Annotated in this window: 26 protein-coding genes and 2 pseudogenes; 8 read left to right on the top strand and 20 right to left on the bottom strand. The window is 42.5% G+C overall.

Annotated elements, in window-relative coordinates; translation table 11 throughout:
* Nucleotides 1-104: 104 nt before the first annotated feature.
* Nucleotides 105-578: a metal-dependent hydrolase gene (locus tag ACFQ4A_RS13530; protein WP_382401905.1), complete on the bottom strand. Its 474-nt coding sequence runs from the start codon at nt 576-578 to the stop codon at nt 105-107.
* Nucleotides 579-716: 138 nt separating this feature from the next.
* Nucleotides 717-1,100, bottom strand: a complete 384-nt coding sequence (locus ACFQ4A_RS13525; RefSeq protein WP_382401505.1) for a hypothetical protein — start codon at nt 1,098-1,100, stop codon at nt 717-719.
* Nucleotides 1,101-1,629: 529 nt separating this feature from the next.
* Here ACFQ4A_RS13525 and ACFQ4A_RS13520 point away from each other — a divergent pair.
* The gene (locus ACFQ4A_RS13520) at nt 1,630-2,157 is read left to right on the top strand and encodes a hypothetical protein (RefSeq protein ID WP_382401503.1); all 528 of its coding nucleotides are present in this window, start codon (nt 1,630-1,632) and stop codon (nt 2,155-2,157) included.
* Between the two features lie 123 nt (nt 2,158-2,280).
* On the opposite strand, the gene ACFQ4A_RS13515 is transcribed toward ACFQ4A_RS13520, so the two are convergent.
* The 9 genes from ACFQ4A_RS13515 to ACFQ4A_RS13475 form a co-directional block, all read right to left on the bottom strand.
* Nucleotides 2,281-2,421, bottom strand: coding sequence for a BH0509 family protein (locus ACFQ4A_RS13515; RefSeq protein WP_382401501.1), 141 nt, complete (start codon nt 2,419-2,421; stop codon nt 2,281-2,283).
* 590 nt (nt 2,422-3,011) lie between these two features.
* Nucleotides 3,012-3,512: a hypothetical protein gene (locus tag ACFQ4A_RS13510; RefSeq protein ID WP_382401499.1), complete on the bottom strand. Its 501-nt coding sequence runs from the start codon at nt 3,510-3,512 to the stop codon at nt 3,012-3,014.
* A 3-nt stretch (nt 3,513-3,515) separates the two neighbouring features.
* Nucleotides 3,516-4,424 (bottom strand): hypothetical protein, encoded by a 909-nt coding sequence (locus ACFQ4A_RS13505; RefSeq protein ID WP_382401497.1) that lies wholly within the window; start codon nt 4,422-4,424, stop codon nt 3,516-3,518.
* Complete coding sequence (locus tag ACFQ4A_RS13500; protein ID WP_382401495.1) at nt 4,360-4,524, bottom strand: hypothetical protein; 165 nt, start codon at nt 4,522-4,524, stop codon at nt 4,360-4,362. Before ACFQ4A_RS13500 ends, ACFQ4A_RS13505 begins: the two co-directional genes overlap by 65 nt.
* A gap of 42 nt (nt 4,525-4,566) precedes the next feature.
* Nucleotides 4,567-6,762 carry an SF1B family DNA helicase RecD2 gene (gene recD2 / locus ACFQ4A_RS13495; RefSeq protein WP_382401493.1) on the bottom strand — a complete coding sequence of 732 codons (2,196 nt, stop codon included), beginning with the start codon at nt 6,760-6,762 and terminating at the stop codon, nt 4,567-4,569.
* Nucleotides 6,759-7,466 (bottom strand): transcription termination/antitermination NusG family protein, encoded by a 708-nt coding sequence (locus tag ACFQ4A_RS13490; RefSeq protein WP_382401491.1) that lies wholly within the window; start codon nt 7,464-7,466, stop codon nt 6,759-6,761. Before ACFQ4A_RS13490 ends, recD2 begins: the two co-directional genes overlap by 4 nt.
* A 1-nt stretch (nt 7,467) precedes the next feature.
* Complete coding sequence (locus ACFQ4A_RS13485; RefSeq protein WP_382401489.1) at nt 7,468-7,851, bottom strand: hypothetical protein; 384 nt, start codon at nt 7,849-7,851, stop codon at nt 7,468-7,470.
* A gap of 238 nt (nt 7,852-8,089) precedes the next feature.
* Nucleotides 8,090-8,218, bottom strand: a complete 129-nt coding sequence (locus ACFQ4A_RS13480) for a hypothetical protein (RefSeq protein ID WP_382401487.1) — start codon at nt 8,216-8,218, stop codon at nt 8,090-8,092.
* A gap of 97 nt (nt 8,219-8,315) precedes the next feature.
* Entirely contained in the window at nt 8,316-8,552 is a 237-nt protein-coding gene (locus ACFQ4A_RS13475) for a helix-turn-helix domain-containing protein (protein ID WP_382401485.1), read from the bottom strand.
* A 209-nt stretch (nt 8,553-8,761) separates the two neighbouring features.
* On the opposite strand from ACFQ4A_RS13475, the gene ACFQ4A_RS13470 reads away from it, so the two are divergent.
* Genes ACFQ4A_RS13470 through ACFQ4A_RS13460 form a run of 3 tightly spaced genes read left to right on the top strand, consistent with a single transcriptional unit; the run spans nt 8,762 to nt 11,255 of the window.
* On the top strand, nt 8,762-9,328 hold the full coding sequence (locus tag ACFQ4A_RS13470) for a hypothetical protein (protein ID WP_382401483.1): 567 nt from the start codon (nt 8,762-8,764) through the stop codon (nt 9,326-9,328).
* An 18-nt stretch (nt 9,329-9,346) separates the two neighbouring features.
* On the top strand, nt 9,347-9,790 hold the full coding sequence (locus ACFQ4A_RS13465; protein WP_382401481.1) for an ImmA/IrrE family metallo-endopeptidase: 444 nt from the start codon (nt 9,347-9,349) through the stop codon (nt 9,788-9,790).
* Nucleotides 9,791-9,806: 16 nt separating this feature from the next.
* Nucleotides 9,807-11,255: a recombinase family protein gene (locus ACFQ4A_RS13460; protein ID WP_382401479.1), complete on the top strand. Its 1,449-nt coding sequence runs from the start codon at nt 9,807-9,809 to the stop codon at nt 11,253-11,255.
* Between the two features lie 34 nt (nt 11,256-11,289).
* Here ACFQ4A_RS13460 and ACFQ4A_RS13455 read toward each other — a convergent pair.
* Nucleotides 11,290-11,712, bottom strand: a pseudogene (locus ACFQ4A_RS13455) (protein prkA); the annotation flags it as partial.
* Between the two features lie 214 nt (nt 11,713-11,926).
* On the opposite strand from ACFQ4A_RS13455, the gene ACFQ4A_RS13450 reads away from it, so the two are divergent.
* Together ACFQ4A_RS13450 and ACFQ4A_RS13445 are read left to right on the top strand one after the other, a co-directional pair.
* Entirely contained in the window at nt 11,927-13,558 is a 1,632-nt protein-coding gene (locus tag ACFQ4A_RS13450; protein ID WP_382401477.1) for an acetolactate synthase large subunit, read from the top strand.
* Nucleotides 13,559-13,635: 77 nt separating this feature from the next.
* A complete protein-coding gene (locus tag ACFQ4A_RS13445) occupies nt 13,636-15,072 on the top strand; it encodes an aldehyde dehydrogenase family protein (RefSeq protein ID WP_382401475.1) in 1,437 nt (478 codons plus the stop codon).
* 125 nt (nt 15,073-15,197) lie between these two features.
* Here the strand turns inward: ACFQ4A_RS13445 and ACFQ4A_RS13440 are convergent, their stop codons facing one another.
* The 4 genes from ACFQ4A_RS13440 to ACFQ4A_RS13425 form a co-directional block, all read right to left on the bottom strand.
* The gene (locus ACFQ4A_RS13440) at nt 15,198-15,488 is read right to left on the bottom strand and encodes a hypothetical protein (RefSeq protein WP_382401473.1); all 291 of its coding nucleotides are present in this window, start codon (nt 15,486-15,488) and stop codon (nt 15,198-15,200) included.
* A gap of 25 nt (nt 15,489-15,513) precedes the next feature.
* Nucleotides 15,514-16,680, bottom strand: coding sequence for a TraB/GumN family protein (locus tag ACFQ4A_RS13435; protein ID WP_382401471.1), 1,167 nt, complete (start codon nt 16,678-16,680; stop codon nt 15,514-15,516).
* Between the two features lie 477 nt (nt 16,681-17,157).
* On the bottom strand, nt 17,158-17,772 hold the full coding sequence (locus tag ACFQ4A_RS13430) for a YpjP family protein (protein ID WP_382401469.1): 615 nt from the start codon (nt 17,770-17,772) through the stop codon (nt 17,158-17,160).
* 120 nt (nt 17,773-17,892) lie between these two features.
* Nucleotides 17,893-18,444, bottom strand: a complete 552-nt coding sequence (locus ACFQ4A_RS13425; protein WP_382401467.1) for an O-acetyl-ADP-ribose deacetylase — start codon at nt 18,442-18,444, stop codon at nt 17,893-17,895.
* 44 nt (nt 18,445-18,488) lie between these two features.
* On the opposite strand from ACFQ4A_RS13425, the pseudogene ACFQ4A_RS13420 reads away from it, so the two are divergent.
* Nucleotides 18,489-18,700: pseudogene (locus ACFQ4A_RS13420) on the top strand (Lin0512 family protein); the annotation flags it as partial.
* A 234-nt stretch (nt 18,701-18,934) separates the two neighbouring features.
* On the opposite strand, the gene ACFQ4A_RS13415 reads toward ACFQ4A_RS13420, so the two are convergent.
* Nucleotides 18,935-19,129 carry a hypothetical protein gene (locus tag ACFQ4A_RS13415; protein WP_382401465.1) on the bottom strand — a complete coding sequence of 65 codons (195 nt, stop codon included), beginning with the start codon at nt 19,127-19,129 and terminating at the stop codon, nt 18,935-18,937.
* Between the two features lie 177 nt (nt 19,130-19,306).
* Entirely contained in the window at nt 19,307-19,603 is a 297-nt protein-coding gene (locus ACFQ4A_RS13410) for a 4a-hydroxytetrahydrobiopterin dehydratase (RefSeq protein WP_382401463.1), read from the bottom strand.
* Nucleotides 19,604-20,055: 452 nt separating this feature from the next.
* Between ACFQ4A_RS13410 and ACFQ4A_RS13405 the strand changes: the two genes are divergently transcribed.
* The gene (locus tag ACFQ4A_RS13405) at nt 20,056-20,421 is read left to right on the top strand and encodes a DoxX family protein (RefSeq protein WP_382401903.1); all 366 of its coding nucleotides are present in this window, start codon (nt 20,056-20,058) and stop codon (nt 20,419-20,421) included.
* Between the two features lie 453 nt (nt 20,422-20,874).
* Here the strand turns inward: ACFQ4A_RS13405 and ACFQ4A_RS13400 are convergent, their stop codons facing one another.
* Together ACFQ4A_RS13400 and ACFQ4A_RS13395 are read right to left on the bottom strand one after the other, a co-directional pair.
* The gene (locus ACFQ4A_RS13400) at nt 20,875-22,095 is read right to left on the bottom strand and encodes a S1C family serine protease (RefSeq protein WP_382401461.1); all 1,221 of its coding nucleotides are present in this window, start codon (nt 22,093-22,095) and stop codon (nt 20,875-20,877) included.
* Nucleotides 22,096-22,162: 67 nt separating this feature from the next.
* Complete coding sequence (locus ACFQ4A_RS13395; RefSeq protein WP_382401459.1) at nt 22,163-22,948, bottom strand: MBL fold metallo-hydrolase; 786 nt, start codon at nt 22,946-22,948, stop codon at nt 22,163-22,165.

Here is a 22,948-nt window from a genome sequence, read left to right as displayed (position 1 = left end):
GAAGCAAAAGGCTCGCATTGGTATAGAAAGCCCTCTAATAAAAAGTAACGGGGAACTCATAAAACCTCCCGCTATAACGGCATATAGCAACTTATTCACCCCATTTATAATTTAAAATTGAAATAGCTGAATATCCAGCTACCGATTCCCCATAAAACAATCACCCCTAATCCCAAACGTGTTATACGATCAATCAGCAAATAATTGAATCTGGAAACCGGAATCCCGATGGATACCTGTAATGGATACAGGAATTTCACTTTTCCCGTTACCATATCCCCTGAAATGTGCGCCAGCATGCCGGCAACTGTTCCAAGTACGATACTTGATGATAAAAATGGCCATAAAATGAACCCTAACACCACCGTAAATAATAACGAATGGGTTAGGGTACGGTGACCAAATATTTTATTAATTGGAATAGCTAAAAAGAAAAACGGTCGTCCAATATGAGAACGTGGTTCATCAATATCCGGAACCATTCCGGCTATTCCCCCGGCAACTGCTCCTTTCCAATCCCCTCCAGTTACTGCAAAACCAGCAACCATGCCACTTAAGCTGTGGGTTGTCCACTCGATGAAGATTTCCTCCTTTCATCTTGTTTATTTTTTCGAAGAGAAAATTCCGCCCCGCAACGCCTGCATTGTTGATACATTTGGTCACGGGCTACATGCAATTCCAATAAATTGCTGCCACAACTGCTACAACGTTTCACTTTATATCAACCCTTTCCCTGAAAGTACCCGCAATTGTCCTTGTATTCCTTCTGCTATGGCACTTTCCAGTTTCCTTAACTTCTTTTTCTTAGTTGCCCGGACCGTTTTTCGTTGAACAGTACTTTTTTTCTCGTTGTCAGAAATCAAGTCTTGCATTTCCCTCGTTGAAAGACCTTTAGCCGCCGCCTCTCGAATATAATAATCCGGATCAAGCGAATTTGCCGCAACACGGTGATGATACCAGTTCATTTCCGGCATACGTGATTGTTTTTCCGGAAACGCCCGATAGACCTGCATTAATACTCTTATTTGTGCAGGACTAACGTTTAACTGTGAAGCCAACCATTTTTTTGATACAGATTTGTTGGCTAAAATGATATTCAACACCTGACCTTTCAGCCACCGAGCTTCCTGTTCACTTTCATCAATCTGGACATAGGTTTGTAACATTTTTTCTAAAGATGGTTCATTATCATGTTGATTTTTTCGATTTTGTTTCAGACAATGTCTTTTCCCCTCCTTCCTAAAAAAACAATATAAAAAAAGCCCGTCATAACAGGCCTTCCAGGAGATTTATTATTTTTGCACAGACTGGTTTCTGATGACTTTTTCAACTATATTTAGTAGTTTACCAGGAAATTTTTGGAATATCAACCTTTATTTTCAATTTTTTCGATTGCTTCCAAAAAATCCTATCCGGTTCTTCCGCCTTCTCTGATCAGCTGCATCTCCCAACGAATATTTTCATGCGGAATTGATTTCCTTCCGCCATCCATGCATTTTCCCAATTAATGAATCGTTTCTTTTCTTTAAGTGTTTAGAAAGCTATCATTTCTTACCTCCTTCTTTTTAGTAAATAGACTTTCCATTGCGTTTCATTTCCGATAGAATGAAACCTAAAGGAGATGATTTTATGACAAAACGTGAATCTCGAATTATTATCGGCTGCCGGGAATGTGAACGAAATCATAGAGAAGCACGTGCAATTAATGGTTTTGCTTCATTCCCGACCACCACAAGCTTCCAAAAACATGATCTCATATCTTTGGCAGAGTCCGGTTATACCTGCCTATTTTGTGGTGACAAATTGGAAATCACCGACACCATGCTGGAAATGTGTCAACAACTAATGGATGGTCCTGCACATATCGTTTCACGTCCTGACACCACCGAGATATTATCAACGGATACCCATGTTCATATTCCGCATAATCAGGTTTATCAATCCCTAGAAACTATTTGGGCGGAATATGGCGTTCAAGTCGAAGGACTGGATGAACTTGTTTTTCATAATCCGCAGGAAGACTTGGCTTTAATCCATCGAGCAATGAACGACTTTGACACGGGCAAGTGGCTGCTCATGATTGAGTCTGCCGGTAATCCGGAACCATATCCGCAGGATGATGCTTTTTGGTTTAGCATACTGGACGACCCGGAATAGGGGGTCCAACCATAGTTTTGACACTTTCCATAAGCAAAAGAAAGGCTGGAGTAGTATGAACTCACAAACTACCTCTTAGCCTTTTTCTTTATCTTTTTATGAAATTCAAGAAGTTGTCCAGCGTCATAACAACCCTCCTCTCAGTACCTTTTCCTCATACATGCTTTCGAGCTCCTCATCAGACATTTTGTCGAGATACTCCTGACTATACCGAGTGCTTGCCTTAATCCATTCCGCTATTGTTTTACGTTCAGTATCGGTCATTTTACTTCCCCCTTTATCAAAATAAATAGTCACCCTTATAAAAAATTAGAGTATGACAGAAGAACATTAAGGGACTGGGACAATCTCTGCTGGACAATGGTTCGAAATCCACTTTATTTTGTTTAGATCCTCAGGTATGTGCTGACGGGCGAGTAATGTTGGTTTCAATGGAACACAGTAACGCCCATGGAGATAATGACCATCTATGAAGCGCACCAACCGTTGTCCCCGAAGTCTTCAGTCCCTCAATACACAAACTGTTTTCCTGCAAGCTGCATACTGATTGTTTTTTGACTTTCTTCACATAATAAAAACCACCCCCAAAATGGATAAGTGGTTCTTAAGAAGTATTTCGTTTTAGGGGGGTGTATATTTTTCTTTACACCCTCAATTCTTAGACGGTACTTTTTGGTATCGGAATCTATATTATAATAGAGTGAGAAAGGGCTTCACTCCTTTTAGCGCCGTGAATCCCGTCATGACAAGGTTTATGGTTAATTTAGGGTGTCAATTTTTCTTTACACATGTGTAAACTTTTGTTTACACCCCCTTCTTATACTACCCCCTACATTACTTAAGTTTTTAAAAAATTATTGATAAATTTCAGCTTTATTGGCATCCATAATCCATTCTCTTGGAATAACCATCCCGTACTCTGCATTCGCAGGGTACCAAATCTTATAAGGTAGCTTGATACGTTGGTCAAGTTTATCAAAATGTGATGTTAATGCAGATAGTGTAGCATCAATTTCATGAATGTCCCCCTTATATACAATTTCCGGATTGAAAAAGAGTGGTCTTTTGGATATTTCAGGATCAAATTCTTTTATCTGTGGCCCATGCAAAAACTCAAAAAGGATTCCTTTTTTGTCTAAGCACTCTATCATTCGACCAGTTTCTTTTTTGTCCTGTTTAAGGGATTCCGCAATTTCACTGAGTGTCATAAAGTCGATAATATTTTTGGCGATAGCGTTAGAATGATCGTGAATCAAAAAAAATAAACTACTCATAAACTGGTATTCATCATTCGACAGATATTCTTCCTCCATCAAACGTTTTAAATTATCTTTCATCACATGTAGTTTAGCCATGTTTTACTCTCCTTTTGTTTCTTTCCGCAATTTTAGATAGGTTTGTCTTCTATATAACCTTCCACCATTATGATTTTGACTGAACCATACCTTCCATGGTAAATATATTTTCTGTTCTTCAATTTTGTCAGAGGAAACAAGAAATTTTGTTAAGGTTAAATCAATATCGTTTCTATCGCCACGATAAGAAAATTCTGGGTTCAATAGCAAAGGACGTTCCGAGACAGAACGGTTAAATTTCAGTAAGTCATTTGCGTCTGTAATTTCAAATATAATTCCTTTCGTAATTAACTTATTCATCGTATTACTAATGCTTGCTCTACTCTTTTTCAGGTACTTTGCTATACCAGTTATAGATAGTAATTTTCCTGTTCCAGGATCAATAATGGCATTACTTCCCATTTCTATTAAAGGAGAGATTGCAGAAAGAAAGCCTAATTCTGTGAATGATAAATAATTATGTTGATTTAAGGCATCTATGTTCTCAATATTTTGTTGTCCAAATGGGGCTTTGTTAGTATCTTTAATTTTGTAAAGTCCGTACCCCATTTCGTTAGCATTCTTCTCCTGTTCGTTAACTTCGGCAAGATTTACCGGTTCTTTTGGCATTATATCCCTCAATTCACATTTAAAACTAAAACGCATTATGGAGTTTGATAAATTCATCAAAAACAGTTGAGACTTCATTGAATATTTTTCTGTATCATAGTCAATTTGCTTATAATGGACGTTTCCATCTATATCTTCATAGAGAGCAAATACTACTTCTCCATCTTCTTTGTGTTGAAAGAAGCATTCGTATTTTCTTTTTAAATAGATTTTGGTCATTTCTTCACCATCTTCTACATTATGAGTTACTAACTCTTGACAAAATAATTCTTTCTGCTTGGGAAATTCTTTCATAAAGCTCATCAATTTCCTCATCATCAACACCAAATAAAGAGGTCATCGATAATTTAGTCTGCAAATTTCTAATCAGTCTTAATAATTCTTTAGTTGTTTTATCTTCCATTTATGACATCCTCGTTTAAACAAATGTTAGCCTGCAAAGTTATTACCTTGCAGACTTTACAGCAAATTTACTATCAATATTGGATAAAATTCTTTTAGCAAGTTTGGTATTGCGTTGTGTTACTTTATTGTTGCCAGCAGCAATATGCATGGCCTTTTTCGTACCGATAAATACCATCCGTTCCTCAGCCCTTGTCATGCCGGTGTAGATTAGGTTTCTTGCCAACATGATGTAATGACTGGTGGACACTGGAATAATCACTACAGGAGCCTGTCCGCCCTGGGACTTGTGTATAGTGATACAATAAGCCAACTGTAATTCATTGAGCTGATCTTTGGTGTATTCCACTTCCTCACCCATGAAGTCACATATCATGACGTCTATGATTTCATCATCGCTTTTAATTTGGGTGATGTCCTTAATCGTGCCAATATCCCCATTAAACACGTCTTTATCGTAGTTGTTTTTCGTTTGGATGACTTTATCACCCTGCCGGAAGATGGTGTTTCCTTTCTTCCATTCCTTTTTGGAAGAACTAGCAGGATTCAGTGTTTCCTGTAAAGCTTCATTTAGCGTTATCGTGCCTATCGGCCCTTTTTTTATCGGACTGAGGACTAATATGTCCTCTAGGGCATACCCGAGCTCTACAAAGCGCACAGCACTTTTTACAAGCATATGAGCAATCTTTTTCGGGTCTTCCTTTTGAATAAAATAGAAATCGTTTTTACTATCATCAATCAAAAGCGACTGACCTTGATTGATCCGGTGGGCATTGGTCACAATTTGGCTTTCCTGTGCCTGCCGGAAAATCTCAGTTAGTTTCACATTCGGAATACCGCCTTCAATCATGTCTTTTAACACATTACCTGGGTTTACACTCGGTAGTTGGTCGGCATCCCCAACAAATAGCACTATTGCATCTTTTTGAATGGCTGCCATGAGTTTAGAAGCTAATCGAACATCAACCATTGACATTTCATCAATGATAATTAATTGTTCTGACAAGGGATTATCCTCACTATATTGCGGAGCTTCTCCCGGCTGTAAGCCAATTAAACGATGAATGGTAGATGCTGCATGTCCTGTTACTTCTGCCAGTTTCCTGCTTGCTCTACCGGTTGGCGCACAAAGGGCAATGTCATCCTTTTTATACACCTTTTTGTAAATATCAATCATAGCCTGAACGACAGTCGTTTTACCCGTTCCGGGGTTACCGGTCAAAATAAGCAGGTTTTCCTCAAACAGCTTTCTAATGGCCTCACGCTGCTTTTCTGCAAGGACAACATTATGCTGTTTTTGGTAGTTTTTGATGTGCTTTACGACAGAAGATACACCTTTCCCGCGGGTGGAACCTTGCATTTTTGCGAGCTTCCACGATAGATTCATTTCATGTTCATGTAAAAACTTCGGATAGACAAAACCATTGTCGTTTACAATACGTTTTTCTTCCAAGTTGCTGATGCTTTGTATGACTTCATTGTTTGTCACTTTCTCATCGGTGTTATGGTTCAAGCATCGTAATGTTTCTTCAATCAGTTCATCTTCCGGTAGATAACAATGTCCCGCCTGAAAACATTTCTCTTTCAATACAAACTGCACACAAGCGTTTATACGGAATCCGGATAAAGGTGTAATGCCCATGTTTTTAGCAATTTCATCGGCCTTATGAAAACCGACAAGATTTAATTCTGTCAGTTTATACGGGTTTTCCTCAATGACTGCCACGGCATTGGAACCATACTCTTTATAAAGTTTCATCGCCATTTTGGCAGAGATTCCATATTGCAGAAGTTTACCAATAATTTTTTGTACCTCAAATGTTGATATAACGCTATCTGCAATCTTTTGTGCTTTTTTCTCGCCAATCCCTTTGATAGCTGTCAGACAGCTTACACCTTCATCTGCAATACGTTCTAATGCGTTTGTTCCCAAATGATTCACGATTTGTTTTGCCCTTTTCTCACCGCAACCCTTGATTAAAGGTGAAGCAAGAAAAGCGATAGCCTGCTCGTCTGTTTTCGGTAATGGACGTTCCCAACGTGTTACCGCAAATTGTTTTCCGTATTTCGCATGGTGTTCCCAATTTCCGTAGACCGTTAATTTTTCCCCTTGTTTAACCCCTAAAATTGAACCCTTAATGGTTGTTTCCTGACTGTCTCCCGAGAATCTTGCAATCAGAAAATCATCATTCCGATAGATTATCTTACTTACCGTTCCAGTGTAAGTTTCTTCTGTCATTGTAACGATACTTCCATTTTCAATGTTTTCACTAATTCCGGAATGATGAAATCTCCATCTGTTAACTCTCGGATTGTCATTTGTTTGTTTGGGTCAATCCGGTCACGTGTTTTATGAAACAGGGAAAACGGGAATACGAATGTTTCTTTTTTACGTTGGATATACGCTTTACAACGCCCAATCATGCGTTTCAATGCACTTTCGTCTTTCACTTGTTCCTGAAGATCGTGAACTTGATCCACTGTAGTTTCCGTTACATCTGTTTCAACTTGCTCGCCTTTCACATTTGCTTGATGGAGAGCTTCCTGTTCGGCTGCAATCTTTTGTTCTTCTGTTTGCGTATCATGGTTCAAACGAACTTCAATATCCGGTTCAACATCGCACGTTTCAAAGAAATAATCCATTTCTTCTTCCGGTATCTCATTCCTGAAAATCTGACAGACTTTCGGAATGCTTTTAATTAAGTGCCAAAGCTCTTTACGCATGAGAGGGAAATTGTCGTTAGTTTCTACAAATATATAGCCAGGCACTGCACTTTTCATTTCTTTTCTTGCTGTACTCTTCCCTCTAAACACTTGTGTAAATGTTTCGAAGGCATGAATAGCCTTTACAAAATGGCATTGTTGCCTTTCCAGCGTATATTTAAGCATTTCCTTCACTTCAATTTCTTCCCCGGTAAAACAACGGACTGCATAAATTGACATCTTATTCCCTCCCAGCTTGTTTCATCACTTGTTGAAGCGATGATCTAACAATTTTTTTAATTTCCTTTTGTTCCAATTCCATCAGAGAAGCAATTTCGGTGTAGCCTCTTCTATTTTCAAAGTATTCCAAGAATATTTGCTGTTCTTTTTCAGTTAGTCCTTCCAGCCATTCACGCGGTATTTTTTCACCACGTCTAATGCCTAAGAAGTTGTAAGCTGTTCTTAAATTCGTTAATCTATATTGAACACGTCGTTTATGTAGATAATTTATGATGTCTTTATCCTCAACGTCTCCACTTAAACTGTCTGTACCATTCGGCAATATTGTTTCCAGCTCGTGGATATGCGCCTTATAATTGGCTCGAAGTTGAAGCGATTTTGACATGCAATCACCTTTTTTAAAGTTCAATTATTTTCTAATAGGAATTTACTGTCTTTCTGTCGAATACTAGTCACATGAAGGAGGAATAATCTTAATAAAGAATTTTTGATGTGATCGTTGATTATTGTCTTAATTCAGCATCGAACTAGGTATTCAAACAATTTATGACCGCATTTTTTGCAGATATGTTGAAAAAAAGTAGAGGTATTACCCTCATATTTGGAGCACCATGTTGTTTTGTTTATTTTTTGGAAACCTGTTTACGCTTTCTCTCATTTGCAATTCGCCTTGCATCAGGCAAGCAAATTGAGTAAAGTTTCAAGGTTTGCTCCTTATTCAACTTGATTCTTAAGGGTGATTCTTTTGACATGATTCATCCCCCTTATTTTTCTTTTGATTAATATATATGCGCATTTAACCGCAATCTTCACGTTCCTATATAAAATAAAGCCAATGAATTAAAAAAACTAAACTTTTTTGGGATTTTCTGGTACTTCAAAAAAAATATAATCATTGAAATCAATATTTTCCGAAAGACAATAGGCGGCTAACTTTGAAAGAAATTTTGGTCCTGCATTACTTTCTGAATTTAAAATCCTATGTAGCTGTCCAGGATCAACATTTAGCTTTCGGGCGAATTTGTTATAATTCCCGTCTGACTTTTTATTCATTAATTGCTTTGTTCTTTGCTTATTTAAATACAAATTCGTCCCCCCTTTGTTGATTTTTTTCAACACTTGATCTACATATATTGACTTAATTCAATGTTGAATATATTCCATAGTATAAATGTTTCATTGAAAAAAATCAACACTTTTTATGGGATTTTTTCAATGGATTTTATGATTTCATTGATTATATACAATAATAATCTTAATATTAAAGATAAGATGTTTTAGGAGGATATTAATCCATGGGTGAATTTAACAAAGGATTATTTGGTGAATTATTAAATAAGGCAAAAGGAAATAGATCTATAAATAATTACGCTCAGCGTTCCGGTGTTGATTCTGCTCATATATCCAGATTAATTAGAGGTAAAGTTGCAAATCCGCCAACGCCTTCTACTATAAAAAAATTATCAGATGTTGCACAAAACAATATAAGCTATAAAACATTGATGATTGCAGCTGGTCATATAGACGTAGACTACAATCAATATGCTTTGAATGATAATGTAACTGATCAGAAAGAATTAAAGGACAAAAATTCTAGGCTAGACGACAGTTTTGTGTCCAATGAAGTAAAAAAAAATATGTCTTTTGAAGAAGCTAAAGACGAGAAAGACATTGCAAAAAGAATGAAACAAATTAGAGAAGATTTATCAAGTGAAGATGGATTAAGTTTTGATGGTGAACCAATGAGCGAGGAGGCGGTTGAATCACTATTAGATGCTATGGAGTATGCTGTACGACAAACGCAACGTATTAACAAAAAATACATTCCTAAAAAGTATAGAGATAAAAAAGGCAACGATTAGGGATGCGGGGAGATTAGTTTGACATGGATCAAAAACATTGTACATCAGGTAGAAAAAAAGTATAAATCAAACAACCCATTTGAAATTTGTTCATTGATGAATATCCATGTTATTCCGTGGGATTTACACAAAGAGATAAATGGATTTTACAAATATGATAGAAGAAATAAGTACATTTTTATCAACTATAATTTGAGCGACGAAATGCAACGTTTTGTTTGCTCTCATGAGTTAGGACATGCTGTTTTACATCCAAGATCAAACACACCCTTCCTAAGAAATAAAACACTGTTTTCAATAGATAAAAATGAAGTTGAGGCTAACACCTTTGCAGTGGAGCTCTTAATGGATGATGAAAAAATTAATAAATTTAAAGAGACTAATCTTTCTATTCAAGAAATAGGTAAAATTTGTGGAGTTCCAGGAAAAGTAGTACATTTAAAAAATTTATCCAATAAATAAGAAAGGAAAAGGATTTATGCGATGCGCAATTTATAGACGTGTTTCTACTGATATGCAGCGTGAAGAAGGCTTCTCCTTAGAAGCCCAAAAAGCACGATTATCTGCGTTTGCAGAGTCCCAGGGTTGGACAGTTGTTGACGATTACTCTGATGAAGGATATTCGGCAAAAAACATGGATAGGCCTGCACTCCAACGTCTAATACATGACATGAAGCAACAGAAGTTTGACGTTATCTTAGTGTATCGTTTAGATCGTTTTGTTCGTTCTGTTGTTGACTTGCATGAGTTATTACAAATGATGGACAGGTATGACGTGAAGTTTAAATCCTCTACAGAAGCTTTTGACACAACTTCTGCTACCGGAAGAATGTTTATCACGATTATTGCTACGTTAGCTCAATGGGAACGTGAAACGATAGCAGAACGTGTGTATGAAAATATGCTAAAACGGTCTGAACAGGGGAAACGTAACGGCGCACCGGCTCCATATGGATACGACGTCATAAATGGTAATTTGATCAAAAATCCTGAAGAAGCTAAATGGGTTCAGTTTATTTTCTCACAATACCAAACCCATGGCTCCCAAAATATTGCCAAAAAGCTTAATACACGTGGAGTTAAGACTAAAAAAGGTGAAATATGGAGTGATTTCTCAATTCGATATACGCTTAAAAACCCAATCTACTCTGGTTATGTTCGCTGGAATTATGAATCCTATTCCGATGGTTATAGAAAGAAAACTGGTGAAGAGATTATTGTGCCAATCGAGCAAGAAGGATTTGAACCAATTATCACGAAAGAAACATGGGATGAAACTCAAAAATTGATAAGCCGACGGTCCCAAATGGCTTTTCGTTCTCAAACACATTATCCTTTTAGTGGTGTAGCAAAATGCGGAAAATGTGGAAAAAGCTTTACTGGTGGGAAAAAGAAAAGAAAATCCGGTGGGTATTACCGTTTTTATAAATGCCAGGGACGTTTTAAATTCGGTACATGTGATGTACAAACCATTGCCGAATCATCAATAGAGAAAGCATTTCTTTCAATACTTGAATTAGAAGATGTAGATCCTAATGTTCATTCAAACATTGAATCAGAGATAAGTCCTGATCAAATCAAATTACAACTTGAAAAAATTGATGAGAAAAAAGAGCGACTGGAAGAACTATACATTGATGGTGACATAAAGAAAGACCGGTACCGAAAAAAAATGAAAAAAATAAAGTTAGAGGAAATGGAAATGGCAAAATTATTAGAGGTTGAAAATGAAGTTGCATCTGATATTGAAGTGAAAGAGGTATTACAGCAAATAAAAAAAGAATGGCATAACTTTAACAATGAGACGAAAAAGCAAGCCATTCATTCACTGTTTGAACATATAACGATTAGAGTCGTTGAACCGACTAAGCCTGGAAAAAACCCAGTTCCGCCGGTTATAGAAATCACTGACTATCAATTTCGGTAGTTTGTTTTTTGAGGGTTACTTATCATATGTGCGCATCTTCATGCATCGGACAGCCTTTAATCGCATACACAGCACCTTCGTCTGTCCGTGAATATTGCTCAAGTCCGCGTTTCAGCATATTCACAATCGTTGACTTTCCGCCACTGACCGGGCCCATCAACAGTAAAATTCGCTTCCTGACATCAAGCCGTTTGGCTGCCGGATGAAAATATTCCTCCACCAGCTTTTCAATCGTTTCTTCCAGCCCAAAAATCTCGTCGCCAAAGAAGTTATACATCTTTCGTCCATCGCGTTCGGTCAACCCCGAGTTTTTAATCATATTATAAACACGTGAATGGGCGGTCTGTGCCACTTCCGGTCTCTCTTTCACAATTTCCAAATATTCGGCAAATGTCCCTTCCCACTTAAGGCGCTGTTCTTCTTCACGATGATGCTTCACTTTGTTGAGAATATTCATTCGCTTTCCTCCATCCAGTGCCTGATTATTACAGCCTATGCAAACGGACACATGATGATGCCGGTCAGGTTTCAGTTTGACTATTTTTTAAATCGCCATAGTTATTAACAAATCTTATTTTTAAATGACAAAATAAGCCTTTCAATTTTTATATTCATAATTCCCGGTCTTTGGCAAAAACTATGGCAAGAAATCTGACAAAGGATGAATCCGAATGAATGTAGCTGAATTACTCGTCAAATGCCTTGAACAGGAGGGCGTCGAATACGTTTTCGGCGTTCCGGGAGAAGAAAATGTCGATCTGATGGACGCGTTTTATGATTCTGAGATTGATTTTATTGTGACCCGGCACGAAACTAGCGCAGCCTTTATGGCGGCGACATATGGCCGGCTGACCGGTAAACCCGGTGTCTGCCTGGCCACACTCGGCCCCGGTGCGACGAACCTGATGACCGGTGTGGCCAACGCCAATATGGACCATGCACCGCTTGTCGCCATCACCGGCCAGGCTGGGCTCGACCGGCAGCATAAAATTTCCCATCAGTACTATGACCTGATCAACATGTATGAGCCTGTGACGAAGTGGAATGCGCAGATTAAATCGGCCAAAATCACGCCAGAAGTGGTACGTAAAGCGTTTCAAGTCGCTGGCCAGGAAAAGTGGGGCGCCACCCATATTGATCTTCCGGAAGATGTTGCCAGTCTGGACATCGACGAGACAACACCACTTCAATTCAATGAGCGGCCCCACACCAGAGCCAGTGAAGCCGTCATCGAGCAAGCGGTGCGAATGATCGAAAAAACGAAACACCCGCTCATCCTTGCTGGTAACGGCATCAGCCGGCAACAAGCTAAAGAAGAATTGCGGGCGTTTGTGCAAAAAGTGCACATTCCGGTTGTCCATTCGTTTATGGGAAAAGGTGCGATTTCCTGGCAGGATGATTTGAGCCTTCTGACAGCTGGCATTGGCGGCAATGATTACATCACGTGCGGCTTTAACGATGCCGATCTGATTTTGACGATTGGGTTTGATATAGCCGAGTACCCGCCGAAAAACTGGAACAGGAGCGACACGCCAATTATTCATATTGACACAGAAGAGGCTGAAACAGATGCCAATTATCCGGTTGCCCTTAATATTTTAGGCGACATCCCAGCGAACCTGGAACAGCTCGGCAAACATATGAGCGCCAAGGAACAAGATAACCAATGGATCACCGATGTCCGGAACAAGGCCCTGAATGAATTGCAGACCTTTGCCGACGACACAAACTTTCCGGTCAAACCACAAAAAATCATTTCCGATTTGCGCGGAGTTTTAAATGAAGACGACATCGCCATATCAGATGTTGGTGCCCATAAAATGTGGATGGCCCGCATGTATCACGCTTATGAGCCAAACACGTGCCTTATTTCCAACGGCCTTGCCTCCATGGGGGTTGCTGTCCCGAGCGCGATTGGGGCGAAAATGGCACATCCAGAACGTAATGTTGTGGCCGTTTGCGGGGATGGTTCGTTTCAAATGACGGGTGCTGAACTCGAAACAGCGAAACGTCTCGACTTACCGATTATTGTCCTGATGTGGCGTGATGACGGCTATGGTCTGATTGAATGGCACCAGCTAAAGAAGTTTGACCGATCATCCTACATCAAATTCGGCAACCCGGACTACCGCCAGCTGGCAGCATCCTATGGTTTTGAAGCGATGTCGATCACAGCAGCGGACGAGCTGAAGCCAGCCCTAGAAAAAGCGATCAACCTGGACAAGCAGGTATTCATCGACTGTCCGGTTGACTACAGTGAAAACATGAAATTGACCGAAAAACTCGGCGACATCATTTGCTAGCTCAAGAGGTGTGAACGCCCGGCGAGCCACCTATTGCTAGTGAATGCCTTCTTATTTTAGAGAAAGGAAGATAGCTTATGATAGGTTCCATCATTAATGGCAAACAAATCAATACAAGTAACGACACGATGGAAGTGACAAACCCGTACAATGGGGAGAAGGTAGAAGATATTGCATTGGCATCCGATGACGTATTTGAGCGTGCTGTCACCACTGCCTTTGAGACGTTCCATGACACAATGCAGGATATGCCGGCGCATGAACGTTCAGATATCTTGCGCCAAACAGCAGATCTGATGGAGGAGCGGGTGGAGGACTTTGCCCAAACGATTGTAAAGGAAGCGGGCAAACCCATCTTTTTCAGCCTTGGTGAGGTAAAGCGCGCCATCCAAGTGCTCCGCTTTGCCTCCGAGGAAGCGAAACATATCAGTGGTGAAGTGGTCCCGATGGATGCAGCCATCGACGGCGATGGGCGCCTCGGGTTGGTTAAACATATCCCGCTCGGCGTCGTGGCAGCCATCACACCGTTTAATTTCCCGCTCAATCTGTCGCTGCACAAAATTGCGCCAGCCATCGCCGCGGGAAATACCGTCGTTTTCAAACCGGCGGAAAAAACGCCCGTTTCTGCACATAAACTGGCCAAACTGTTTCATGAAGCCGGGTTGCCTGACGGCGCGCTGAACCTGCTGATGGGGACCGGGGAAATCGGCGAAAAACTGGTGACCCATGATCACGTACACAAAATATCGTTCACCGGAAGCTTACCGGTCGGACGGTCTATCAAGGAATCAGCCGGTTTCAAAAAGGTGACCCTTGAACTGGGCTCCAACTCGCCCAACATCATTTTTGATGATGCCAACCTCGATGAAGCCGTCAAACTGCTTGTTAAAGGTGCCTTTTCCTTTTCCGGCCAGGTTTGTATTTCCGCCCAGCGCATTTATGTGCAAAAGGGCATTTATGATGACTTCCTGAAAGCCTATATCAAAGCGACAGAAGAGCTGTCCATCGGTGACCCGGCATCTGAGGAAACCGATATTGGGCCGATGATTTCGGAAGAGGAGGCCAAGCGAGCCAAACAATGGATTGATGATGCGGTTGAAAATGGGGCAAAGGTGGCGGCAGGCGGTGAACGCGACGGCACCGTACTGCAACCGACGATCATGACCAACGTGGAAAGCCATATGAAAATCATTGCCGAAGAAGTGTTCGCCCCGATTGTATCAGTCATTCCGTTCGACACGGAAGACGATGTTATCCACTACTCGAATGATTCGATTTACGGGCTGCAGGCGGGCGTCTTCACCAAAGATGTTGACCGAGCATTCCGGGTGGCAGATGCGCTGGAAATGGGTGGTGTCTGGATTAATGAAATTTCCACTTACCGGCAGGACAACCACCCGTATGGCGGGGTCAAACAAAGCGGCGTCGGCAGAGAAGGCGTCAAATATGCCGTTGACGATATGACCGAGACGAAATTTATCGGCTTGAAATTGAAAGAGCAACGCAGCGAATAAGTTAAGGAAGGGGGAGCAAGCTTATCGGTAGGCTCCCCCTTAAGCTATTTGCGGTGGGGGAGATTTATCAGTACGAGCGCGCCTATAGATAGCAAAAAGCTCCCTTCATAACAGGAGCCTTTTCCTTATCGCTGTTTTTTTATTGCCTGCCTGAATACCTCAATAAAGTGTTCCGGCGATTCCTTCAAGGTGTAAACGTGGACACCTTCGCTCGTGTGCAAATACAAAAGGCCGCCGTCATCGCTGACAGGACGATAGGACATGTCCCACACTTTTTCGATGGGAAATACGTGATGCCTGCTGACAATACGGTCGGCATACAAGTAGAGGCGGCGGTTCTCCTCAACATAATGCTGTCCTGTCAGCCCGATTTCACGTTCCATTTTCACGTATGGCTGTTCGGCAAGCCGTTTCATATGGTACCAACCCCCATCTGCCAGATTAAAGATTTTCCAAAAACAGACGGATGACATCAGCCCCGCCGATAAACGTTCCGATTGAACTGCCGATATTCGCCAAAACGACAATCAGGAGGATCCGCGTTACTTTATTGTGCCAAAAGCCTTTCACACTGTAAACGTCTTCGGTTAATTGTTCAAAGTCGCTGACATGCGGTTTCCGGATAATCGCCTGCACAATACCGGCAAACCAGCCAGCCGCAATCAGTGGATTCAATGATGATAACGGTGCCGCGAGAAAAGCAGTCAAAATGGTCAGTGGGTGTCCCAAAGCAATAGCTGTCCCAATTGCCGACAAGCTGCCATTCCATAAGATCCAGCTAACGGTCTGCTGCCATCCGGCTGACGGGTTAGCGAAAAATGTATAGGCAATAATGGAAATGATTAAAATCGGGATCGCCCAGGCAATCACTTTAGGCGCTTTGGACTTCGGCGGCCGTTTTCGGAGCTGCTGTAAGTCGTGTTCCTGACTGATTTCACGGCTGATCCCGGGCACGTGTGCAGCGCCAAGGACAGCGACCACCTTCTCACCCGGCGCTTTTCTAATTTTTTCAGCAAGGTACTGGTCCCGCTCATCAATCAACGGCTTTTTTAACCGCGGGAAATGCTCGGTAAATTCCTCCAGCATACTGTCCAGCATATCCTTTGATTTGAGCTTTTCCAGTTCTTCTTCGGAAATCGTTTCCCGACTGAAAATACTGCCGATCACCTGCATTAAGAGCATCGCTTTGCCCTTGAAACCAAGATTCGCCCAAATACGGGAAAAGGTGATTTGAATATCGCGGTCGGCCAGCACGAGTTCGGCACCGGTATCGTTCGCGGACTCAATCCCTTGAATCATTTCCTGGCCGGCATTAATGCCGAATTGTTTGGCCATGCGCTTCTGGAATGAGGAAATGGCCAGATTCATCAACAAAAGGGTTGCTTTTTTCGCCTTAATGACCTGGAAGATGTCCATATCCTTCCATTTATTGCCTTCGGTGACCGACTTGTACCGCTGCTTATCCAGCTCAATGCAGACGGCATCTGGCTGTTCCGCCTCAATGACGTCCTTGACCTGTTCAGCACTGTTTTTGGAAACGTGTGCAGTCCCGATCAGTATGTACGCCTTATCATCCAGATGGATTCTCGTAATATTCTCTTCGGACATATGGTAAACTCCTGTTTTAATTGTCTGCCGGTTATAGCGGTCCGGCCCGCGAATAAGCTAAACCTTATTTTACCATAAAGTGAAACTTCATTCAGTGGAGTGCTCTTTTCCACTGAATGTTAGTTGAACAGAATCGGACATTTATGGACAGTTATCCCCCGTATTTTGGGGGATTAGTGTCCGTTACATGCGGGATAAAGTGAAACTTCATTCAGTGGAGTGCTCTTTTCCCCACTGATATTAAAGAACAAAGGCTAAAAGCGCCACGTCTTGTGGCAACGCCTTTGTGACCTGCATCCTGCAGGCCCGAACAGAATCGGACATTTATGGACAGTTATCCCCCGTATTTTGGGGGATTAGTGTCCGTTACATGCGGGGAAAAGTGAAACTTCATTCAGTGGGGGTTCGTATACGTCGTAAGTGGTCAGCAATCGGCATAAGTAAACAAAAACCCGGTGCAAGACCAGGCTTCGCTTATCACGCCATCCACTTTGGCGGACTATTTTTATCCCAGTAAATGTCGCCGATTTCATGGTGATTCTCAAAGTCATCACTTTTCACATGATAGTGAAAGTTAAACCAATAGCCTTCCATGGGACGGTTTTCACGCCTGACATCGAATCTGGCAATATCCTTTCCGGTCCGTTCGTCATAAATATTGAAAATCCGTTCACCAAACCCCTCGGATGGCTGCTCGGTGACACTATAATAGTGAAAATCAGTCGCTTTTGTTTCGTCCATAATCAGATGGAGTGCTTCTTCCATTTTTGGCAAGATAACGGTCTGGAACTCATCTTCCACTTTAGCTGTTATTCGCGGTCCCATCTTCATCAAGGCCTGTTCTTGTGCTTTGTCACGCAAGTCCTGGATTGGATCAGGCTCCGAAACATCTGCTTGCACGTCAGGCATCTTGGCTGTCAGAATTGGCGTTTCACGATTTTCATGGTTCGGTTCATCGTGTAAATCCGGGTCAGAATCCGCCGTTTCCTTACTTTGCTCTGCTTCAACATCGACATTTAATTCCGGGATATATAACCCTAATGTGATGACAGCGATTAGTGCTACTGATATTTTACGCAACCAACGTTTCATCAACATGTTCCCCTTTTATGTGCTCTCCTTGAATGTTATCATTTATCTAACAAAAGCGCCATATGGGGGACACTTTTTAACATAAATGAAACATTCTTGATACATATTTGCCGTCATTCCTTATCGCTGGATTTTTCTTAATGACGTTTCATAGGTTGCATAATCGTTCTCTGAAAATAGCACCATCACGACGTTACCGAGGTCATGGTCCGTTAAAAAATCCGTGATCGTCTGCAAAGCTATGTTGGCAGCCAATTCTACCGAAAAGCGGTACACGCCTGTTGAAATCGATGGAAAGGCAATGCTTGTGGCATTATGTGTCATAGCCAATTCAAGGGAGTTCCGATAACAATTGACAAGCAAGTCTTCCTGATGTTGATCACGTTCGTTCCAGACCGGACCGACCGTATGGATCACATAGTTGGCCGGCAGGTTATAGCCATTTGTAATGACAGCTTCACCGGTCGACAGTTTTTCGCCTGCAAGCTGCTCCTGCCGTACTTCTTTGCACGCTTCCAACAATTCCTTCCCAGCTGCCCGATGGATCGCGCCATCAACACCACCGCCGCCGAGCAGTGATCCATTGGCCGCATTGACAATCGCATCTGTCTCCTGCTCCGTAATGTCACCCGTGATTAGCTCAAGTGTGTTCCTGTTTATCTCGGTTTTCATCGTTTCACCCTTTTCTGTTTTAATATCATTTTCGGTGATGACGGGAAACCATGCAGGTAAATGTCCGCTTGGCCGTCCCGCTCGACCGTAACGAATTGGACGTGGATGAAGTGAAAAACAGCATTCCATACAGCTCGGTAACCGTCGATGTGACAGACGGCGGCATGGCGACATCAAGCGGGATCATGTGGAAGACAAAGGCAACGCGAATGATTTAATGTACATCGTCAATGCAACCGTTGAAGTCGGTTATTAAAAATCGTCCAAAACCAATCTTTCACCAGATTGGTTTTTATTGCGCCAGCTCTTCATCCCCGGGTATTATTTTTCAAGAAAAATAATACCGTGTGCCCCTATAATCGAACACCAGGCGGAAATGGGGGCGTCTGACACCTTAAAATTTAATGACATTTTGACTGGCCTGCAAGCTGACCCGCAGCCCGGACTAACCAGGGACCCGCCGCAGTCTGCTGACAGGGAGGGACCCCTATTACATATAAAACTCATGCGCCGCCAGTGTTGTGGCAATGACATCTACCAGCTGGAATCTGAGTTTCACCATTGAATAACCAAACATTTTGCCACCACCTTTCAATTTCGTCTGTATGAACGATTGGTGGTACAGCAACGGTATGCGCACATTCATGGCAAAAAACAGGCTAATCGAATATGGCGGCCAACCCAACAGGCCCCTTGGCAAGTCGGACAAATAAGCGGCTCGGTTTTGTAAAGGAAGGTTAAATACGCTAGGCAGAATGGGTGTATGACCATTACGTCGACTATGTCATCTATAGCATGCTGGCACAGGAGCGGAAAGATCGCAGGCGTTAAAAAAATGCGGGCTTTAACGCGCCCGCATTTTTTATGTCGCTACTTGTTCGTAAAGTTCATCAAAATGGTTCACCATTTCAAAGTCCAAATCGGTCAGGCCCTTCATCTGCCATGACGATATTTTCAAAGTGACCACCTTATAATCAATCGAAATGAACGGGTGGTGATTTTTGCTTTCAGCGTATTCAGCAATCTGATCGACAAAGCGGACACCGTTTAAGTAGTCTTTAAAACGGTAACGTCGTTCGATCCACTTATCATCAAGCCGCTTCCAGTCCGGCAGCTTCGCCAGTTCTTTTTCGATCTGCTCTTCACTCAGACGCTCCATTCCGTTCGCCTCCATTCCATTATTGTTTGCCCGTATCCTGTTGTTATCTCCAGTTTAACAAATTTCCCTGCTATAAACAGCCAATCAACACACTATCCACAAAGTATCCACAGAATTTTGGGGATAACTAATGAATGGGTTCTATATCTGTTGATCTGGCACGAATGCACAAAGGGATGAATCGGTTTTATATACGGCTTATAGATATCGCAATTGCTTTCATCGCCTTCTCGGTTACAAACCCTTTCCTGAAAATTAACGTACGAAAAGAAGAAAAGCGCTAGGATTATACTAATATTATAGTGCTCTTTTGACCGTTAATAAAATGAACAAAAATCCCGGGTAGTAGCTTCCCGAATCATTTTACCTATTAAAAGCTTGTCAAGATTGTTCCACTACCTGCATAAGGATTGACTATCAGGACGTGGAGGAGGTGCTTCCCGTTGCGGACGATGAATATGTCTAAATGGGTTCGTTATGCGGTCGGCTATGTATTTTTGACATCGGGTGTTTTAAAATTGGTTGCCAGTGATTTCAAAGCCATGTTTATGAGTTTTGGACTGCCGTTCCCGGAAACCATGCTATTTCTAGTTGCCATCACAGAAATTGCCTGCAGTGCGCTCATCATAGCGCGGTTGTATGTAAGACAGGCTGCTGCACCCCTGATTTTGATCATGTTTGGGGCGATTTGCCTGACCAAACTGCCGGTATTGATGAAACAGGGTTTGCTGTCATTTGCGTTTGATGCCCGGCTTGATATTGTCATGTTTACCCTGTTAATTATGCTGTGGCAGCATAAACCGGTAAAGGAACCTTGATATCCACAGATTTATCCACATATGCACAAATGTTCGCAGCTATTTTGGTGTGGAATTGATGTTCCATACGAAATATGGAGTTATCTACAAATTATTCACAGTCTGTGGATAACAAACGTTGTAAATAAAGCTATCCTCCCGGGAAGGATAGCTTTAGCATGTAATGGTCAGTAACCTGCCAAAAAACGGCGGACAACTGGCCCTAAATGTCCGATTCGGGTCGGGCCTGCACGATGTAGGTCACAAAGGCGTTGCAACAGGACAAGGAAAGCTGCGACAGCGATACATCGCACGAAGAAAAAGTGCTTTCCTTTTTCGAGGACGTTGCGAACTTAGCCTTTGTTCGGGCCTGCACGATGTAGGTCACAAAGGCGTTGCAACAGGACGTTGCGAACTTAGCCTTTGTTCCTTAATATCAGTGAAGAAAAGCACTTCACTGATTGACGTTTCACTTTACCGTTGTTCAACTAATTCAAATGTGGCTTCCTGCTTCTCACCGTCCCGGTAATACGTCACCGTCAGCGAATCACCAACTTGTTTCTCCTGATATAAAATTTTGCGGAGATCAATCATGTTCATCACCTGCTCACCATCAACCGCTGTTATGACATCAAGCCGCGCGATACCTTGCCTGTCCGCCGGTGAACCGGCATCGACTGACCAGACATAGACACCACCTTCTACCTCATCCGGAAGGTTCAATGTACTTTCCCATTCCGTTTGCGGCACTTCGTCAAGGGAGTAGATTTCCACACCCATGTAAGGCCGCTTCACCTGACCTGTCTGTTCCAATTCATCGACAATTGGCCTTGCTGTATCAATCGGGATGGCAAAGCCGATTCCTTCAACAGCCTCCTGATTGATTTTCATCGAATTGATGCCGATTAGCTGCCCGTCAATATTAATCAGCGCACCGCCGCTATTCCCTGGGTTAATTGCGGCATCGGTCTGGATCACTTCTGCCTGCCAATCAGCACGCCCATCCTGGTTAAAATCCTGGGGGATCGTCCGCTGAGTGCCACTGATTACCCCCTGGGTCACGGATCCGAGAAACATGCCCAAAGGATTGCCAATCGCGATCGCCGGTTCACCAACTTTTATGTTTTCGGAACTTCCCATTTCGATGGTCTTCTGAACCTGGTCACCGTTCATCCGTAACACGGCTAAATCGGAAAACAGGTCACTCCCAAGGATGTCCGCTTCGACGCGGGTATCATCTGAGAGTACGACTTCGACAGTATCCGCACCCTCAACAACGTGGTAGTTGGTGATCACGTAAGCAGCGCCATCTGTGTTTTTATAAATGACACCGGAGCCTGAACCAGCTTCCGTCTGCTCCTGGCCGTCCTGTTGCTGCCAGAAATCACCCTGGCGCTGAATGTTGATCACACCAACAACCGCCGGGCTGATATCATTGACGACGTCCGTTATTTGCGACGACACATCCACCGAGAGATAGCCACCTGACTCGGACGGTTCTGCCAGTCCATTGTCACCGCCCTGACGCGTTTCGGTATTGTTTGTCCATGCTTCCGGCAATAGATCAGACCCTAGCATACTAGGGACTGCCAACAGCGCAATGGCTGCACCAATCACGACTCCAAGCAGTGCCGGGCCCAGCCAGCGCCGTTTTTTTGGTTGATCCGGCTGGTGATCATCATCAAAATAGGCCATTTATCTTTCCCCTTTGTCCATCAAGGTTACATTATTCCATTATAGTATTGCACAAAGGGGAAAGATCTTATCCCACATCATATAGTGTGGTGGGTGTCTTTGGATCGGTATCGCAAATGGCTAGGTCCATGCCGCGTTCTTTTAAAATATTTTCGACAGACATGCGCGCCAGATCTTTCATATTATTATCCAAGCTTAAATGGGCCAGGTAGACCCGGTTCGTTCGATTGGTTATCAAATCCGTCAAGGCCAGGGCACAATCCTCGTTGGAAACATGGCCGGAATCACTTAAAATACGGCGCTTAATGTTCCACGGATAGCGGCCCATTCGCAGCATGCCGACATCATGATTGGCTTCGAATATGTAGGCATCTGCATCTTCCACGGTCCGCTTGATCCGCTCAGAGACGTAACCGAGATCCGTGACAAGGGCCACTTTTTTTCCGTTATTGCGGAATGTGAAAAACATGGGTTCCACTGCATCGTGGGAGACACCGAATGACTCCACGTCAATATCGCCAAAAGTTTTCACGTCTTCCATTCCAAAATGAAATTTCTGATCAAGCGAAATCGAGCCAATCGATCCTTCCATAGCGTTCCACGTTTTTTCATTGGCATAGATGGGCAAGTTATATTTACGGGCAATGATCCCGAGTCCTTTTATATGGTCACTGTGTTCATGGGTGACGAGAATACCGGTTAGGTCGGCCGGATCGACGTTAACCTCACTGAACAGCCGGTCCATTTGCTTACCGCTTAACCCGGCATCCACGAGCAATTTTTCCTGATCCGATTCAATATAAAAAGCATTGCCGGAACTTCCGGATGCCAGGACACTAAAACGTAATGGCAT

The organism is Lentibacillus salinarum, assembly GCF_042679865.1.
Lineage (GTDB): Bacteria > Bacillota > Bacilli > Bacillales > Amphibacillaceae > Lentibacillus > Lentibacillus salinarum.
The sequence above is the reverse complement of the archived record's forward strand: the minus strand, read 5'-3'. Positions and strand labels throughout refer to the sequence as shown.